General features: G+C 37.9%; 20 protein-coding genes and 1 pseudogene. 8 read left to right on the forward strand and 13 right to left on the reverse strand.

Annotated elements, in window-relative coordinates; genetic code table 11:
* Positions 1-214: 214 nt before the first annotated feature.
* Positions 215-394 (reverse strand): annotated as a pseudogene (locus tag ACM0OS_RS11705) (DUF4114 domain-containing protein); the annotation flags it as partial.
* A gap of 669 nt (positions 395-1,063) precedes the next feature.
* Here ACM0OS_RS11705 and ACM0OS_RS11710 point away from each other — a divergent pair.
* The 3 genes from ACM0OS_RS11710 to ACM0OS_RS11720 all read left to right on the forward strand — a co-directional run bounded on the left by ACM0OS_RS11710 (position 1,064) and on the right by ACM0OS_RS11720 (position 2,834).
* Positions 1,064-1,603 carry a Dps family protein gene (locus ACM0OS_RS11710; RefSeq protein WP_414543356.1) on the forward strand — a complete coding sequence of 180 codons (540 nt, stop codon included), beginning with the start codon at positions 1,064-1,066 and terminating at the stop codon, positions 1,601-1,603.
* A gap of 120 nt (positions 1,604-1,723) precedes the next feature.
* The gene (locus ACM0OS_RS11715) at positions 1,724-2,491 is read left to right on the forward strand and encodes a ChaB family protein (protein WP_414543357.1); all 768 of its coding nucleotides are present in this window, start codon (positions 1,724-1,726) and stop codon (positions 2,489-2,491) included.
* 160 nt (positions 2,492-2,651) lie between these two features.
* Complete coding sequence (locus tag ACM0OS_RS11720) at positions 2,652-2,834, forward strand: CsbD family protein (protein WP_414543358.1); 183 nt, start codon at positions 2,652-2,654, stop codon at positions 2,832-2,834.
* Positions 2,835-2,982: 148 nt separating this feature from the next.
* Here the strand turns inward: ACM0OS_RS11720 and ACM0OS_RS11725 are convergent, their stop codons facing one another.
* Entirely contained in the window at positions 2,983-3,255 is a 273-nt protein-coding gene (locus ACM0OS_RS11725) for a GlsB/YeaQ/YmgE family stress response membrane protein (protein ID WP_414543359.1), read from the reverse strand.
* A 653-nt stretch (positions 3,256-3,908) separates the two neighbouring features.
* Here ACM0OS_RS11725 and ACM0OS_RS11730 point away from each other — a divergent pair.
* Positions 3,909-4,235 (forward strand): STAS domain-containing protein, encoded by a 327-nt coding sequence (locus ACM0OS_RS11730; protein ID WP_414543360.1) that lies wholly within the window; start codon positions 3,909-3,911, stop codon positions 4,233-4,235.
* Here the strand turns inward: ACM0OS_RS11730 and ACM0OS_RS11735 are convergent, their stop codons facing one another.
* From ACM0OS_RS11735 to ACM0OS_RS11750, 4 genes are all read right to left on the reverse strand, one after another.
* Positions 4,236-5,372 carry a PP2C family protein-serine/threonine phosphatase gene (locus tag ACM0OS_RS11735; RefSeq protein ID WP_414543361.1) on the reverse strand — a complete coding sequence of 379 codons (1,137 nt, stop codon included), beginning with the start codon at positions 5,370-5,372 and terminating at the stop codon, positions 4,236-4,238.
* A 68-nt stretch (positions 5,373-5,440) separates the two neighbouring features.
* Entirely contained in the window at positions 5,441-6,208 is a 768-nt protein-coding gene (locus ACM0OS_RS11740; protein WP_414543362.1) for a DUF1350 family protein, read from the reverse strand.
* A 138-nt stretch (positions 6,209-6,346) separates the two neighbouring features.
* Positions 6,347-7,066, reverse strand: a complete 720-nt coding sequence (locus ACM0OS_RS11745; RefSeq protein ID WP_414543363.1) for a hypothetical protein — start codon at positions 7,064-7,066, stop codon at positions 6,347-6,349.
* A gap of 252 nt (positions 7,067-7,318) precedes the next feature.
* Entirely contained in the window at positions 7,319-8,134 is an 816-nt protein-coding gene (locus tag ACM0OS_RS11750; RefSeq protein ID WP_414543364.1) for an MlaE family ABC transporter permease, read from the reverse strand.
* Between the two features lie 836 nt (positions 8,135-8,970).
* On the opposite strand from ACM0OS_RS11750, the gene ACM0OS_RS11755 reads away from it, so the two are divergent.
* Positions 8,971-10,629: a fasciclin domain-containing protein gene (locus tag ACM0OS_RS11755; RefSeq protein WP_414543365.1), complete on the forward strand. Its 1,659-nt coding sequence runs from the start codon at positions 8,971-8,973 to the stop codon at positions 10,627-10,629.
* A gap of 76 nt (positions 10,630-10,705) precedes the next feature.
* On the opposite strand, the gene ACM0OS_RS11760 is transcribed toward ACM0OS_RS11755, so the two are convergent.
* Together ACM0OS_RS11760 and ACM0OS_RS11765 are read right to left on the reverse strand one after the other, a co-directional pair.
* The gene (locus tag ACM0OS_RS11760; RefSeq protein ID WP_414543366.1) at positions 10,706-11,002 is read right to left on the reverse strand and encodes a hypothetical protein; all 297 of its coding nucleotides are present in this window, start codon (positions 11,000-11,002) and stop codon (positions 10,706-10,708) included.
* Positions 11,003-11,043: 41 nt separating this feature from the next.
* Entirely contained in the window at positions 11,044-11,310 is a 267-nt protein-coding gene (locus tag ACM0OS_RS11765; RefSeq protein ID WP_414543367.1) for a hypothetical protein, read from the reverse strand.
* Between the two features lie 97 nt (positions 11,311-11,407).
* Here ACM0OS_RS11765 and ACM0OS_RS11770 point away from each other — a divergent pair, with 97 nt between their 5' ends.
* Positions 11,408-11,623, forward strand: coding sequence for a DUF2281 domain-containing protein (locus ACM0OS_RS11770; protein WP_414543391.1), 216 nt, complete (start codon positions 11,408-11,410; stop codon positions 11,621-11,623).
* Positions 11,624-11,727: 104 nt separating this feature from the next.
* Here the strand turns inward: ACM0OS_RS11770 and ACM0OS_RS11775 are convergent, their stop codons facing one another.
* The 3 genes from ACM0OS_RS11775 to ACM0OS_RS11785 form a co-directional block, all read right to left on the reverse strand.
* Positions 11,728-11,988 carry a DUF2281 domain-containing protein gene (locus ACM0OS_RS11775; RefSeq protein ID WP_414543368.1) on the reverse strand — a complete coding sequence of 87 codons (261 nt, stop codon included), beginning with the start codon at positions 11,986-11,988 and terminating at the stop codon, positions 11,728-11,730.
* Between the two features lie 238 nt (positions 11,989-12,226).
* Positions 12,227-12,544: a type II toxin-antitoxin system RelE/ParE family toxin gene (locus tag ACM0OS_RS11780; protein WP_414543369.1), complete on the reverse strand. Its 318-nt coding sequence runs from the start codon at positions 12,542-12,544 to the stop codon at positions 12,227-12,229.
* A gap of 5 nt (positions 12,545-12,549) precedes the next feature.
* Positions 12,550-12,813 carry a type II toxin-antitoxin system ParD family antitoxin gene (locus ACM0OS_RS11785; RefSeq protein WP_063872038.1) on the reverse strand — a complete coding sequence of 88 codons (264 nt, stop codon included), beginning with the start codon at positions 12,811-12,813 and terminating at the stop codon, positions 12,550-12,552.
* Positions 12,814-13,030: 217 nt separating this feature from the next.
* On the opposite strand from ACM0OS_RS11785, the gene ACM0OS_RS11790 reads away from it, so the two are divergent.
* Positions 13,031-13,246 carry an addiction module protein gene (locus tag ACM0OS_RS11790; protein ID WP_414543370.1) on the forward strand — a complete coding sequence of 72 codons (216 nt, stop codon included), beginning with the start codon at positions 13,031-13,033 and terminating at the stop codon, positions 13,244-13,246.
* A gap of 275 nt (positions 13,247-13,521) precedes the next feature.
* Here ACM0OS_RS11790 and ACM0OS_RS11795 read toward each other — a convergent pair whose 3' ends face one another.
* Together ACM0OS_RS11795 and ACM0OS_RS11800 are read right to left on the reverse strand one after the other, a co-directional pair.
* Positions 13,522-14,427 carry a hypothetical protein gene (locus tag ACM0OS_RS11795; protein ID WP_414543371.1) on the reverse strand — a complete coding sequence of 302 codons (906 nt, stop codon included), beginning with the start codon at positions 14,425-14,427 and terminating at the stop codon, positions 13,522-13,524.
* Positions 14,428-14,547: 120 nt separating this feature from the next.
* On the reverse strand, positions 14,548-16,761 hold the full coding sequence (locus tag ACM0OS_RS11800; RefSeq protein ID WP_414543372.1) for a phosphoketolase: 2,214 nt from the start codon (positions 16,759-16,761) through the stop codon (positions 14,548-14,550).
* A 305-nt stretch (positions 16,762-17,066) separates the two neighbouring features.
* Between ACM0OS_RS11800 and ACM0OS_RS11805 the strand changes: the two genes are divergently transcribed.
* Positions 17,067-17,276 carry a hypothetical protein gene (locus ACM0OS_RS11805; RefSeq protein WP_414543373.1) on the forward strand — a complete coding sequence of 70 codons (210 nt, stop codon included), beginning with the start codon at positions 17,067-17,069 and terminating at the stop codon, positions 17,274-17,276.
* Positions 17,277-17,289: the final 13 nt, after the last annotated feature.

Genomic DNA, 17,289 nt, shown 5'->3' on the forward strand with positions numbered 1-17,289 from the left:
ATGCACAAGAGGCAGTAACTTGACTTATGCAGATATACACAAGCTATCTTGGTAATATTAAGAAACAGCTAGCAAATGGTTAAAACCAAAAATCCAAAATTGTGTAACAATCCCACGGTTAACTTCTGTCTCCGTAGGATTGTCAGGAATAACACTTAATAAACTACGCAATCATAGTCTGACTGCTACTAGTGAGGGATGCTTGATTAAATAACTAGGCTATTTGAACTTTTGCTGTACTATCAGGAATGCTCAAATTAACGCGAACAATCATGTTGTTGTAATCTAAGTCACCACCACCTGGTAAGTCTTCAAAGCCAAAGGTATTGTCACCTAGTAAGCGGATATGATCAACCCCACCAGGATTTGCACCGAGGTAGGGAAAGTAAACTAGGCTAGCCGTCTGAGGGGTAGTTCCCGCAGCATCAATGCCAGCTTCAAAGTCCGAGGCGTGGAGGATTTGGAGTGTAAATGTCATAGTTCTGGAAATTACAATAATTTCATATGCAAAGATGTACTTGACAGCCGGGGCGCATAATGAATCTGAGTATGTACCAAGGAACGGTTACATACTTAATTGACTCAATATTAATTCGGTTATAATGCCGTTAAGCGTACCCCAAATACATTAAGAAATAGCTAGGAAAAGGTTAAATTAACGAATAAAAGTATTTTAGGACTTATGCAAGAACTCTCTAAAACTCTTATTTCTTTGTGTCCTAGCCTGCAAGAAGCCGCTAACACATCTATGCGTCCTTTGCGGTTTGTTCTCTCATGAGTTTGCGTAGGTCATGTATTTAAATCTTGGGTAATAGTGCCTTGATTTCATTCTATTTATTCAACATGAATAGCAATTATTAATTTAGGCTTAAGAATTTCAAATAATATCATATTTTTAATCATTAATTATTAATATAAATTTGGTTTTATCTATTAAGAGACACAAATAAAACTCACCTTAGGTTGTAAATTATTGATTAGCAATAATCATTCCTATGGCTGATGTTTATAAAGTCTATCTTTTAGAAACTTAATAAAGAGGTTCGCTTATGGATGGAAAATTATGCGTGCAATCAATATTGGTTTAACAGAAGAACAGCGTCAAGGTGTAATGGAACTGTTGAATCGGGATTTAGCAGATTCATACATTTTGATAGTAAAAACCAAAAAATACCATTGGGATGTTGTCGGCCCACAATTCCGTAGCTTACACCAAATTTGGGAAGAACAATACGAAAAGCTAACTCTAAATATTGATGCTTTAGCAGAGAGAGTACGGGCTTTGGGTGGTTACCCGGTGGGTACTATGGAAGGCTTTTTGAAGATTGCCACTCTCAAAGAATATGGTGAGCATATCCCCTTAGCTACAGAGATGGTAGCTCGTTTAGTAGAAGATCACGAACAAGTGATTCGCAACTTGAGAGATCATGTGGATCAGTGTAGTGAGCAGTTTCATGATGAAGGAACTTCTGATTTTCTGACTGGACTGATGGAAGACCATGAAGAAATGGCTTGGATGCTGCGTTCATTTATTGAAGGGCAGTCTTTACAGCCAAATGGCACACAACCAGCGGGCGAAACTAAGGCCCCAATAGGTGTGTAGATATTAGCAGATATATCTAACCTAAATAACGCGTGAGTTGAAGGAAAACTTAAAGTTTTTCTTTGCATGTAGCTCATGCGTTTACCTCACAAAAACAAACAAAATTTAAGGAGTATTCAAATGCCAGAAGTATATCAGGCAGAACGTACCATATCAGCTGTATTAAAAGAACAGAAACAGGTTGATCAAGTTATTCGACGTTTGCTTGACCGGGGTGTGCCGAGAGATCATATTTCGATTATGGGCAGAAATTTCCAATCGGAAACGCGAATTTCTGGCTTCATCACTAAAAAAGATGTGATTCTAGGGGGATTGAGAACCGGGGCAATTTTTGGTTCCTTGTTTGGTTCATTTCTCAGCTTGCTGACTGGTGTCGGTGTACTATTAATTCCTTTTGTTGGCCCCATTGTGGCGGCTGGCCCCATTAGTGCTTTACTACTAGGTGCTGCTAGTGGTGCGATCGCAGGTAGTGCTGGTGCTGGTTTAGTCTCCGCTTTGACTGCTTGGGGAATGCCAGAAGAGAAAGCTGCCATCTACCAAACTCGCTTACAAGCTGGTGAATTTTTATTGATGACAGAAGTACCAAGCGATCGCGTGGGAGAATTTCAATTGTTGCTAGAAAGTGCTGGTGCAGAAGAAATTCACACCACGGATAAAACCTTGAGTCATCCTTGTTCTGGGCCTTGCAATAGTCCCGATGACTTGTCTCCTGAAGTCCGCGCTCATCTTTCTCCAGAAGCTCAACGCACGTTTATTGAGCGCTACAACGCTGTTTTAGATGAAACAAGTGACGAGTTCACATCTGAACAGGCTGCTTGGGAATCCGTACATCAGAAGTACGACGAAGATGACAAAGGCGTTTGGTCAAAAGCTAAGGTGAACGTTTAGGAATTAATTTTTTGCTTAATTCACCACACCACAAGGGGTACAGTATTGCTGTACCCTTAAGACTTAAATTCTATCTGACGATAGACAGGAAAATCAACTCATAGTGGTAGTCTATTGACTATGTTTTCATAAATTTAGTCATTTAAAGGTGCCAAAAAATATGAGTATCGAAAAAAGAGTAGAAGCTACTGCTAAAAATATTGAAGGTAAGGTGCAAGAGGTAGTTGGTGAAGTAACTGGTAACCCAGCAGATAAAGCAGAAGGCCAATCAAAGCAAGCTGAATCCCAAGTTATCCACACTACAGAAAATATCAAAGATGAAATCAAAAAAGTTATAGATTAGCTGATTGCTTCATCTAGAACTTGATTTGTTTTTAATTTTAAATACTCCACTCTTTCATCAGCAGTGGAGTATTTTTTAGTTTTCTTACAGCAGCAGTTTTACCTGTCACTAAATTCAACTCCCTCATTAATTTTGTCTTTATAATTACCTAATAACTGCTACGCCCAGTTAATAATCCCCATAGGAAAATGGCAATTATTGCACCAATAATAGCAACAATTAGACCGGGAATACTCAACGCTGCCGTAGTTAATTGTAATCTTCCTGTTTGTAAGAGAGTAAATACAGTACCCCCAATTAAAGCACCGATAATACCTAAAGCCATAGTTGCAATGATGCCACCGCCTTGATGTCCAGGGTAAATAGCTTTAGCGATCGCTCCAGCAATCAGACCAAGAATGATCCACGCAATAATGTTCATGATTTAATTTATCAAAAGTCTTATCAGTAATTTATTTATTAGTATCTAGTTTTACTTCTACCGGAAGATATAGCTATTAAGTATTAATGAAAATCTATCCCTATAGCTATAGCCATCCAAATTGAATCGTGAGAATATACAGAGGCTAAACTTAATTATGCACGTGTTGTGATTGAAATTACTATGTCTTATCCAAAATACAACATTTGAGTGAAGTTACACAAAACATACATATTTATGTGTTGCATTTTTTTAAATAATGCGTATTTGTACTGTATTAATGCCAAAATTTTATTGTCAATGTACCACCTTAATTATCAAAGAATGGCTTCATTAATTGAATTTTGATGCAACTGATACTAATTTTAATTGAGCTTAAAAATTATATTTATATCTTTTCGCATCCTGAGAGGAAATCGGAAAATGTGTTCGTAGTTACTATCTAGCTTTTTTTGGTCGCAGACAATAGATAAAATTTTTCTAAATGAAATCTTTGATACTTTATTATTTTCAAATAAGGATTTATTATGTACCACTAGAGATTAATAACTAATATTCCATTTTGCTGGTTTTTTGCAAAAAAGACCTCTTGAGATATAATACTATCTAGCAAAATAATTAAATTCTCTTAACACAATCCAGGCATAAATATTATGAATGAACAAGTGAAAGTCATTAAACTCAGTGGAATTGTCAATACTACAAACTCACAAGAATTACGACAACATATTACTCATCTTTTAGATAGTGGTGCAAAAATTGTGTTAGTTGATTGTCAAGATGTGACATTTATGGATAGTTCGGCCTTAGGAGCTTTAGTTTTAGCTTTTAAAACTTTAAGAGCAGCAGATACTAGACTAGTTCTTTGCTCTATTAATGAACAGATTAGAATATTATTTGAATTAACCGGTATGGATAAAGTATTTGAGATATTCCCTAATCAAGATGAGTTTAATCAAGTTGTACTTTCTCATACTTAATTAATCAAAGTTAATTTGCAGGATTGATAAATCATCATCAAAAGCCTCTTTGGAGTTCAAAGCGATGAGATAATTCAATACTTGATCGAGTTGTCGATCTATAGTATGTTGTAAGCTCACAAGTATTTGAATAAAAGCATCTAAACTCCAAAGTGTGCCATCAACTTTAGTAATTTCGTAAGCACCATCACTAAAAATATAAAGGCTACTATATTTTTCAATATGGCAACACTCATCCACATATTTGGATTCGGGAAACATCCCGACTGGCATACCAGGAGTTCTCAATAGTTGTATTTTAGTATTTTTAGCAGTTGTGCCAGATACTAATATTGCTGGTGGATGTCCAGCACTGGCATAAACTAATTTCCTGGTAACTCGGTTATAAACACCATACCAAATAGTAAAGTATTTATCATTTTGGTAATTCATCTGGAAGGTTTCGTTTAAAGCCTCAAGGACATGACTAGGTTGATAGTAATTTAGTCCTTTTAAGGCCCGAGAACGTAAGAGATTCAGCACAGAAATCGATGGGAGAGCAGCCTTGAGTCCGTGTCCAGCGGTATCTAGTAGGTAGATTGCCAAGTAGTCGGAATCTAGCCAGTAGTAATCGAAACAGTCGCCACCGAGTTGGCGAGAGGGAATGAATCGGGAATTGATGCTGAAAGGTTCACTAACTGGCTCAGGTAGCAGCGATCGCACATATTCTGCTGCTTCGGTTAATTCGTTTTCTAACAGCAGCTTTTGGGTTTGCAAGTCTCGACTTAATTGATGTAAGCGCAAGCCTGCTCTGACTCTAGCTTGCAGTTCATTTTTTTCAATGGGTTTGGCAATAAAATCATCAGCACCCGCATCTAGTCCTTGGACACGATCAGCGATGGAATCCAAAGATGTTAAAAAAATAAAGAATGTTGTAGATAAATTAGGATCGGTTTTAATCCGTTTACAGACTTCTAAGCCATTCAATCCAGGCATAATCCAATCACAAATAATCAGTGCTGGATTGTAAGCGATCGCTTGAGCAATGCCTTCATCTCCATTACAAGCAGCAATTATTTGATAACCCTCTTTTTCTAGCATTCTTTTTAGGAGTGTTAGTATAGAAATATCATCATCAATTACTAGTATTTGAAACATATAATTTTATCGAACAGTCTAATTAAGAATTTTTATTTAAAAGTTATTAAACCCTAAAAATAAAAACATTATGGTGGAGAAAGCGGGTTGATCCATAAAAGAATTACACGTTTTAACTCATTTAAATCGCGGTAAACTTCTTGTCTAAACCATTGTCCTAAAGCATCCAAGGGCGTAAATGATGCTCCTGATTGCCATTTGATATCTTGACCCAAGGGTGTGGTGTGAGTTCCCGGTAAGGTTTGTGTAGTCACCATTTCCGGAAAACGGGCTTGTAAGATTTTAGTTAAAGCGGTTGATTGGTCGATGGTATCGTTAGTAAATTTGATCAATAAGTTGCGACGGATTTGATAACGTTCTTGCACCAATTGGTTAGTTTCCAGTGGTGAGGGGGTGAACTCTATCATCAAAGTAGAGTTAAATTGTTCTACTAAGGGGATCGCCTCTTTAGCCGCGTAGTTATTAAACGAGATTAAAATATTGCCGGCACGTTCTACAGGCAAAAGACTACCTATAAGTAAGTGCAGCTTACAACCCATACTATGCCCCAGCCCGTAGGTAGGGAGGTAAAGTTTGCGTAATGTCCCACTATCTTGTAGACGTTCTATGGTGCGCTCAAAGTTAAGTAGTACAGTTTTGGCGATCGCAATATGGTCTAAAGTATTGACAAATGGCGTAGCAATAATCACATATCCCTTACTGGCTAGTTGTTCTAATAACCAACGGTAAGTCAAATGGGGCGCAGTCGCAACAAAGGCACCTCCCAAGAAATGGATAATCCCAATGGGATTGCGGGGAATGAGTACCCAGTTACCTCGAATTTCTTTCCAGTCCATACCCACAGGCGATCGTTAAATTCACACCTCTTTATGTTAGACCTTGGATTGCAACGCTGGGGTGCTTGGCGATGGAAAAAGCTACAATTACAGCTAGTTTATTCTTGACCTCATGCGACACTCATCAAAAAATGTATCCTAACGCTGGGCTTGCAACCTTGACATTTCCAGTTGTACATCCAATGCAATCTGCAATGCTTCATTGAGTAACCTACCATGTTCAGTGGCCCGTTCTGTAACTTGCATCGCTGTTAAAGTTGCTAAATTGTTAACAAATAGCTCTGTATTGCTCAGGATAAAATTCTTATTTTCTCGCAAAATTCTTTCTGTCTTTAAAGCCCGAATTAAATCGCTCTTGGTGAGTTTGAGCGCGGCAATTACTTTTTCCCTTTCTTTGATGGTTACTTCTGGATTGCCAGCTTCTTCTATTTGGTCGTTGATATGTATTGCCTTGATAACTGAATTATATCTATCAACATCATTTAAAAGTATTTCTAAAGAGTTGGTCATATTATCATGAAGAATTTGTAATCTTCTCCACCATAAATAATATAAAGTAATTTGTGTGATGCCTCCACCCCAAAAACATAACATGATTAACACAATCCACGAAGGAATAGTGACCCATGCAGCAAACAACTTAATAAAAATATCAAAAACTAAATAGCTAAAAACAAATATAGAACAGCTAATAAAAACTACAGTAGCTCCTTCGGAACCTTTAAGTTTGTTTACAATTTTCTTGATTAGATTTTTTAAAGGATTGCTAATAATAATGAGTTCGTCTTTCACAGGTAAATTAGTCAATTTTTGTAATTCTCTTTGACTAATCTCTAAGCCATGTAAATCATTACGCACAGCTTTCCCATCCTCACCTAAATAGTTATTTAGTCCAATATAGCAATCAAATTTCTTGATTGCTCGTCAATTCACCATATTATCCAAATTTTCTTTTATTTAAATTAATTGCTACAATGCAGAGATGATTTTTGTGTACAATAAGTTACTCTGACACCGAAATAACTAGTACTAATACGCGCTTGTTTATGATTTTTGGATCTGACTTTTTCACAGGTAATATGATCCCACTAGTTACCATACTCTAATATTTTAAAGGGTAGGCTTACCAAACATAGCTAACGAAAGAAAAAAGTCCATCATAAAAATTGATACCCAAGTTGTAACAACTGCCTTTGTCGCTGATTCTCCGACTTCTTTTGCGCCTCCTTTAGTAGTTAAACCCCAACTACAGCCAATGACAGCAACTATAACCCCAAAAACCAACCCTTTGACTAAAATCATAAGTAAATCTGATGGCTCTAAAAAAGTCCTCACTGACTCTAAAAAAGCCTCTGGATCAATATTGTAAAACTGTGCTGCGGCAAAAACTCCACCACTGATGCCTGTAACTAAAGCAAAAATCATCATAATTGGCATCATCAAAACGCAAGCAATGACTCTAGGAAGTACTAAATAATCGATGGGATTTGTTTTCAGCATATAAAGTGCATCAATTTGTTCTGTCACCCGCATCGCCCCTATTTCGGCGGCAAAAGCAGAACCTACTTGTCCAGCAATAATACTAGCTGTTAAAAGAGGAGCCAATTCTCGACAAAAAGCTAATGCAAAAGCACCACCTACTGCACCAACAGCACCAAATCTGATTAATTCTCTAGCAGTTTGAATGGTAAAAATCATACCTGCAAACCCACTTACAAGCAGAACTGGCGAGATAGAACCAGGCCCGGTGGTCACCATATGTTGCAAAATCTTACGGTAGCAGGTTTTTCCTTGGAGCAAATGTAGCAACACTTGACCAAAGAGTAGCACTGCGGCAAAACAGCGTACAACCCACAATTGATCTAAATTTTCTCTTGTTTGCAATTTTACCGCCCTTAAGACTAAATTATTGAGTACCTGAGTCATTGTACTTTCTACACTGGGAAGCATTTGCTACTACCCCTGGCAGTACAGTAGGCATAAACTTAGCTTCGTCATCAGCTTACCGGAAACTGTGTTTTGTCTCAAGTTATTTCTTTAGTATGGAAGCTAGCAATTTATCTGGCTATTAATATATTCAAGTTGAGATTTTTTTTGAATATTTTTACTTATTTATAATTGTTTTTTATTTACTGAATATTTTTAAGTAAACATAGCAATTTTATATAATTCATATAAATCAATTAACCATCTTATAGAAAAATATGCCAGTAGTAACTTTAGTCTCACAGAAAAAAATAAAACTATTCACGTATTTTATAGTCTCAATTAACACTGGCAATACTGTTTATTTAAAATAAGAAATATTGATTTTTTAGGATTTTGCTAATATTCAAAATTAATGTTCGCCTTTAAAAAATACTTTTTGTGATTCAGTCAACTATCTAAAGGAAGATAAAAAAAACACAGGTTTGACCTTAAGCTAGTTGTGCAATTTAGCCAAATCTGAGAAGATTATTCATAAGATTTGGAAAAACTCCATTTTTTTAATATTATTTAAGAGTTCTGATTGAGTAGGTTTGGTGATGTGAGCTATTTTCGTTCATTTCAGCGAAATAGTTATCAAATGTCCTTCTCTTACTTATTGCCCGTGGTTAAGAAATAATGATTGTTTTCTCATGATTTTTGATTTTTAAGAGTTAACATTTCCCATTTATACTTTCGGACTTTGGAGATAGATATTAACCTCATACTCATGTGTCTACCCTTGGCTAACCAAAATTTCTTGCAGTGTTTTACAGTTTTTTGTGGAGGATATTTTCATGATTAGTTTCTTACGTTGGTCATCAGCAAGCACCACTTTGCTAGCTTTAGGAGTAACCTTAGCCGCAGTAAATCCCATGATAATTTCTGGGACAGCCTCAGCTCAAACTCCCACTCCTACTACTCCTGCACCCACTTCGACTGTTAATTTATCGGATATTGGTTCAGATTATTGGGCGCGTCCATTTATTCAAGCACTAGCTGAAAGAAACGTTGTTTCTGGCTTCCCCGATGGGACTTTCAGACCAAATCAACCTGTAAGCCGGGCTGAATTTGCCGCCATGATTCAAAGGGCTTTCGACAGACAATCAGTGCGACAACTCAGTCCAGGTGGGTTTACAGATGTTCCCGCGGGTTTTTGGGCAGCTTCAGCAATTCAAGAAGCCTACGAAACAGGCTTTATGTCAGGTTATCCGGGGAATGTGTTTTTGCCAAATCAGCAAATTCCCAAGGTTGAGGCGATCGTTGCTTTAACAAATGGTTTGGGTTTGCAAGCTGGGGAAAATCCCTCAGGTATTCTTAACACTTACTTTACAGATGCTTCGTCCATCCCCAATTATGCTGTCAATAGTGTCGCGGCTGCGACACAAGCCAATATTGTCGTCAACTATCCGAATGTCAATCGACTTAATCCATTACAACCTTTGACTCGCGCCGAAGCAACGGCAATTTTGTATCAAGCTTTAGTCAGACAAGGACAAATGCAGGCTCTAGCGACCAATATTCCAGCCGCTAATTATATAGTTAGGGGTGGTGGTGACACTCAAACTGCTCAAGATATTGTTTCTCTAGCAGCAGCAAGTGAGTCTTTTACTAGCCTAACTGCCTTATTGCAAACAGCAGGTCTAGCAAGTATTCTCCAACAACCAGGCCCTTATACAGTTTTTGCTCCCACCGATGAAGCATTTGCCGCTTTACCCCCTGGTACTTTAGAAGAGTTACAGCAACCAGAGAACCGAGAATTACTGATTAAGATTTTGCGATATCATGTGGTTCCTGGTCAATTAACTGCTAATCAACTCTCAGCCGGAGAATTGAAAACCTTTGAGGAAGTACCTGTAAATATTCAAATTGACAGCGCTACAAATCAAATTGCCGTCAACGAAGCCAATGTGATTCAGCCGAATGTCCAAGCCAGCAATGGTGTCATTCATGTAATTAACGAAGTCCTGATTCCACCTAATCTGGGAGTTACTCAACAACCCCCAGCAGAACAACCCACGCCTGGGGTAGAGCCAGGGACAGCTACCCGTGGTGGTTCTAGTTATGTTGGGGTTGCTGGTAACATTGGTATTGCTGGCGATAGGACACTCAGTGAAAGTAATTTTGCCGTCATTAGCAAAGTTGGACTGACAAATACTATCTCGGTGCGGCCATCGGTAATATTTGGCGACGATACGATGTTTTTGGTTCCCGTAACTTTAGATTTTTCTCCCCGTGCTACCGATGCCTTGGGTGGACAACAATTTGCTATATCGCCTTACGTGGGTGCAGGTGTAGCTATTGAGACTGGAGATGGTTCTGATGTTGGTTTATTGCTAACAGGTGGTGTAGATGTGCCTTTAGGCGATCGCTTTACAGTCACAGGTGGAGTAAATGCAGCTTTTCTAGATAGCACGGATGTCGGTCTGTTGTTGGGGATTGGTTACAACTTTTAATTAACGCCGACACATAAACTTAGCTTGCTTAGGCAAAGATAAAACCCCTTTTCGCCAGCCAGCGAGGAGGGGAATATTATTTATTGATGAGTAAAAATAGAGAATAGCCAGTAATAGCAAAAATCCAGGCGATCGCAGCTGGAAAAATCACCACATCCCGCACAATAAATAAAATCCAATCTTTTCGTAGTTCTTGTTTAAACTTAAGTTCTCGCAGCTTGCGTTCTAATTCTGCATCTGCTTGTGATTGTACATTTATTGTTGATATAACTGACTTTTTATCTGTATCCATTTTTTTACACTCTGCACAAGTTAAATTTTCTGCTATTTGTTGATAATTATAAGCACCAACATATATATAATTCAGCAACATTTAAATAATTAATTTAAAGATTTTATCTGTTAATACCCGTTTCAACTATATTTCTCCTCTAGGTAATTAACATAACTTTCTTCTGGATTTTGTGATTCTAAGCGAATTGCACCTATTAGGCTTTGTGTCCAGGGGTCAAGCTCAGATAAATATTCTAAGGTTTCGTGAGGAGAAATAGAAGTATGATTTTCTAATTGTGTTGGTGGGTAACGCTTTTTGAGTAACTGAATAAAATCCAGTAGTAATATTTGAGCTTCTTCTGGTAAATTATCAATATCTCTATATATTTCTTCAAATTTTATTACCATAATTAACTACTATAGGTAGTAAAATTTTCAGTATTATTTTATTATAACTGAGGTATATCGGATAATCATAAATAAAATAAGTATTGAAGAAATCATCATAGACAAGGTAAGAATATTACCTCCTGATAAGCAACAAGAGGCGCTGGATTTTGTAGAATTTTTACTAGCGAAAATCCATAGAGAAGGGTTATCAAATCAACCCCAAAATTCAGGTATTTCGGCTTTGATTATGGCTCAAGAATATATTGGTTGTGTGGAAGCAGCAAATAATTTGTCTACCAATAAATATTATTTGGATGGTTACGGTTCCTGATGAGGGCATTAGTTTCAACTCATCAGTTAGAACGGTATATACACAGTTTAGCAATTTCGTGGTAATTGTCTTTTTTATCAATCAGAGCTAACCAAAATCCTGTATCAACGATGATCATATTTAGTCGATAACGTATTAGATAAAACTTCTTTATAAGTAGTTGATAAATCTTCTTCAACAGAACAACAACCAATTAATCCCATTTCTTCAAACTTTTCATAGAGATTTTTCTCTTGACTATCATTTTCTAATTCTGTTTGTGGGTAACGCTTTTTGAGTAACTGAATAAAATCAAGTAGTAAGGTTTGAGCTTCTTCTGGTAAAGTATCAATATCTCTATATATTTCTTCAAATTTTATTACCATGATTAACCCCTATAGTTAGTAAAATTTTCGGTATTATTTTATTATAACTAAGGCGCACCGGATAATCTGGTAAACATGATTATTCACCTTTGCAACCTAAAGAAACAAAGGATGTAGGGTGGGTTAGGCGCAGAGAATAATATGTTCAAAGTGAAGATTTTTGTTTGCGCTATAAACCACCATTTTAGGTTAGGTTATTGGTTTGGTGGGTTAACTTTCCCCGGTGTATCAGTCATAGTTATAAATCCTCATCTAATATTCCTTCAATGTCTCTAGCACCATGAATTACGCGCAAAATATCAACTTCTGATTCAGTGAGACGATAAAAAATGAGATATTTTCTAAATCCTTTGATAGATTGTTGTCGAATGTCTGCTAAATTAGGATGGGAAAATTGACAGAGTTTTCCCATAGCTGGAGTTTTTGCTAATTGTTTAAATGTTGCTTCTGCTGCAATTAAAAAGCGGGCGGAAACGTCTAAACTATCCTCGGCTATGTAGGTTGCTAAATCTATTAAGTCGCAGATAACTTGAGGTCTTTTTTTAAGTTCAAACATCACGGCTAAATTGCGCTTTGACGTTTGTTAATTCTTTCGCTGACTGTTTGACGGATATCTTCCCAATCTTGAGCAGTCATTTCTGTTGCATTTCCAGAGTTTAATCCTTCTAAGAGCATGGTTTGTAGACGTTCATTTGCTTTCTGTTTTTGATCTTGTCGCACTAATTCCCGAAAATATTCACTGACGCTGCTGTAAGCACCTTGAGCTACCTGTTCTTCTATATAAGTTCGCATAGTATCAGGTAAGGAAATATTCATACTTTTCATAAGGATTAGTTCGGTGAATCTGCTTTTTTATATTATGGCAGTTTTTGTCATTTTATGCCATTGATACTTAGGTTATTGGTTTGGTGGGTTACGCTGTTGCTAACCCACCCTACTGGACTGGTGATGGTAGGGTAGTTTGGGTTTTGCTTTTGAGCCTAACCTACTTGCTAATGATGAGTTAAAATAAAAAACATTGTCTACTCAAGTGAGAAAAGTTATGGAAAATTTACTACCTCACAAAATTTTACAATTAAGTATTGCTGAAAGAATCCAATTAGTCCAAGATATTTGGGATAGTATCACTATAGATGCTGATGATGTAAATATTAGTGATGCTCAAAAACAGGAATTAGAAAGACGTTTAAAACTTTATGATCAAAATCCTCATCAAGTGTCTACCTGGGAGGAAATAAAACAAAAATTTAATTGTTAGTCTGCTTAAAAACAGGTGTTCTCTTTTACTATATTCTTAATTTTTATTTTTTCCGTTTTTTCATGAACATCTCTTATTGGTTTAGTAATCAATAGGACTTACGCAACTGGCATATTGTTTTAAGTTTGTAGTGAGGACTTTAGTCCTCAAGATAAGGGCTGAAGCCCTTACTACGAGCAAAAAATTTTTATTTTTTGTGACACTTGCGTCAGTCCTGATTAAAATACAGACATATTTAGCTTGACTTAGATTAGCTTTATAAAATTAATTTTGGATTACAATATTCCGCGTTCTTCCTTGCGATGTAAAAATGCTGCAATTTGTGCGAGTGATTTCAACTTTACAATCTGCTTACATTGAAAATGTGGACATTGTAGATAAAACATATCTAGAACGATGTTGGAGTGGTTAGATTTATCTTTTTCTCGCAAAACCATAGGCACATGATGTATTGGGCAGAGTATATCCTTATCTTCCTCTCTCAAATGTTGTCTAAGACGAACAACGGTTTTTTGAATTAATGGACGTGTAAAACTTTGACTGAGTTCGGTATTTGATAACTGAAGTTCAAGTATATTTGCTTTGTGCATTAACCCGATATCTTGTGTTTGAAATGACTGTGTACCTCTACATTGATTATTGTAATAACCAACACACGACCAAAAAAAATCACTCAATAGAAATATACTACCGTCAGCACGATTTCTATGCTGTAAAATCATTGGTCTACCGCACACACATCGTTTTTCCAGGACGACTTGCCCCATCTGAAACTGAAGGATGTGAACTTTATCATTATTCAAAAATGATGTTTCATAGGTATCAGGATTTGTTGCTTGTTCAGTGACGACTTCCTGCGTTTTAGCCTTTTGCCACTGCTCAAACTTATCTTCACGTTGCTTTTTTAATTCTTCTAATTTCTCTATATCACTTTGCTTGAGAGAACCATCACGCGACCACTTTTTCTCAAGATCTGTTTCTTCAATTCCAATATTTTTGATATCAATTTGAATATTGACAGTAACAGGAGTTGGATTTGATGCAGGCTGGTTTTCTGCAACTCTCTCTTGTAAAACTTCATCAACAAGTCCAGCAATATAATTTCTTACCAGTTGTTGAGCAGTGCGGATTCTCTTTATAACAGTAGCACTAGCCCCAAAAATTGCTTCGATAAATCCCATATTCCTAATTTTTGAATAGGTTTTTGATCGCAAGCTTATATTTTAATGTTTCAAAACAAAACCGCAAATATACGCAATATAACGCCCATTTATCTGCGTACACCTGCGGTTTAAAAATCCTTAATGCACTAACGCGATCGCCCGCTTTGTTAACGCCTCAGCAGTCAACCCATTAAACGCCATCAACTCACCTGCACTCGCTGTAGTTTCCCCACGCTTCCAGGCGAAAGTATCACGTTTACAATTACTGCGTAACATAATTGGTTCTAACATTGCGGCTGCACCACCAGTTACACCAATTAAGGCATTACCAGCAAATAATTCGGCAAATTTGGCATCATCCATAAACCCACCATCGGGTTCTGAACAAGTTTCCCAAGCGGTATCATCAGGACGATATAAACGGCGAGGATTAATAATAGAAACTATCTTCACGCCAATACCTTCTGTTTCTAAAAATGCAGCAGCTTCAAATACTGGCATTAATGTCATATCGCCAATGACTGCAAACACAACTTGTTGATCACCAGGAACTTCATGCAACAATACTGCACCATCGCGTAAACCTTGATGAGTTTGGGCAAAAGTTGTGCGAATTGGTAACGGTGATTTACTGGCTGTAATCACAACTCCCTTATTCTTAGTTTTTAATGCCCAGTCATAACAAGCTTGGATACTGTTAGCATCGGGGGGAAATAATGGGAAAACATTACCATTTCGCATCAACGAAGCAAAGTAAGCTTCTATTTCTGGACGTTGGTGTGTCCAACCGTTACGCCCTTGTTCTAATGCGCCGGCAGTAAATAATGTAATAGTTGAAGGTGTAGGACGGCGTAATTCTGCCATTGCTTGGGTGACTGTTTGCCAAATTGGTAACCCGTTGATGGCAAAAGATTCGTAAGAACACCAAAGGCTTCTTGAACCCATTAACGCTAAACCAGCGGCTAAACCTGCACAAGCATCTTCACTTAAAGGTTCGTAAACTTGTCCGTCTGGTGCTTGGTTATATAAATCATCAACCGTGGGGTGAATGACTTTGAGTGCTTGATTGATATTGCCAATTCCTGAGGCTTCGTTACCGTCGGCGTTGGTGACTAAGAATTTACTATCTTTGTTACCAACAATTCCTACTAATTTACCCATTGCGGTTGTGGAAACTTTGGGATCACCACCAACTGCATATTCTTCTAATGGCAAATCGCCTAAGTCTGGTAATGGTAATTCAAATTCTGTAACTACTGTTTTAGCGGCTGGGCCTCCGCCTGCACGTTCGGCGTTGGTGCGGACTAATTGCCAAGCTTCCACAGGTAAAGCACGGGTTTGTAATGCACTGATCATATGAGGTGCATCTAGCGTATCTTTGGGATAAAGGTTGTGAGATTTGGAACCCCGCGCGTGGACTCCGGCACCTTTGAGTTGTTTAATGATGAAGACAGTTAGCTGGCCGTTGAGGGCTGAATGGGCTGCTTTATCCATACCCAAGAGTACAGCTTTGGTAAAGGCTAGGCGTTGCTCAAAGGAAAAGGCGGTACTATCAACGTAATCTCCTGGTTGGTTTTGATCATCAAAGTCTTTGGCATCGACTAATACCACCTCTGCAAAACCGTTACCATGCCAGTATGCTTTCATCTGGTCGTTGGTTTTCAACGAAACCATACTATGGTGTTCTTGGCTGTAACCGTTCCATACCAACACAGGTAAGAAGTTGGTGACACTGGGATAAGCAGTGTTGAAATGTGCCATTGCACTCATGATGTAGGGTTCGCCCAATCCACCATCGCCTACGGTGAAGGGAAATAATTTATCTCTGTGTAACAAGGCGGCGGACATGGCAAAGTGTTGTCCTTGTCCCAGGGGTCCCGCTGGTGCCAGAATACCGGGAATATAACCAGAGAGGTGTCCTAACAGACCGTGTTTTTCGCGGAAGCGATCGCGCAATTGTTGGACGGTAAAAATTCCCATGTCCTCTAAAGAACGATCCAAAAACATGGCACTATAGAATCCAGGGGCATGGTGTCCCACTTCGGTAATGATGTTTTTATGACCCAGCATGACCAGCGCTGCATAGGCTTCTGTTTGACTGGCAAAACCACCAGGGTGTCCAGAGGCTTTACTACCAGTAACTTGTAGGGTCAGGTAGCGGAGGGCATCGGCAGCCAGCAAAGTTTGATAGACGGCTGCGGGATCTGTGGGATCGGCGATCGCTCCTTTGCCCAATTCTATGGCAGGTGTTGCACCATAAGTGTCAAAACTGGGTAACGCCTCACCAAAATATTGAATCCCTTCACAAAAATTAGGAAGCGCTGAAGATGCCTTTGATGTCATTGCGGTCATGCTGAATACCTTATAAAAAGAGGGCAAACTGTAGATGCTTGATGAATTTAACAAAAATTTTACATCTTTGCGGTTGTCAGAGTTGATTGCTTTTTCACAACTTGAGGATAAGTACTTTCAATCGTTGCCTAGCAAAAACTGAAAATTATCAGTTACTCTGAGTATAAATAATCTTGACATAATATTTTTCTTTCGATATAATCCTAAGCTTTATTTTTATGGTATACTGAATACATATTACTAACTGTGTAAGCAAATCAGGCGTAGCAGTATATTTTTCTTACATTGATGAGGTTGAAGAGAAATTGAAAATTAAAGCGTTGGATATTAAGGCAGGCGATCGCATCGTTGCCTACTGCAAAAACAAAATGCAAATCTGCAAAGTCAAGCAGATTATAGATCCGGGCCAGACCAATATTACGTTTTCAGTATTCACAACTGAATATTACCGTGGCTGCTCAGTTTCCTGCGTAGTCCGCTTTCACTTTGATGCTTTAGTTGAATTAGTCAGCTAAAGAGGAAAACTAA

Source organism: Nostoc sp. CCY0012, assembly GCF_963920855.1.
GTDB lineage: Bacteria > Cyanobacteriota > Cyanobacteriia > Cyanobacteriales > Nostocaceae > Cyanocohniella.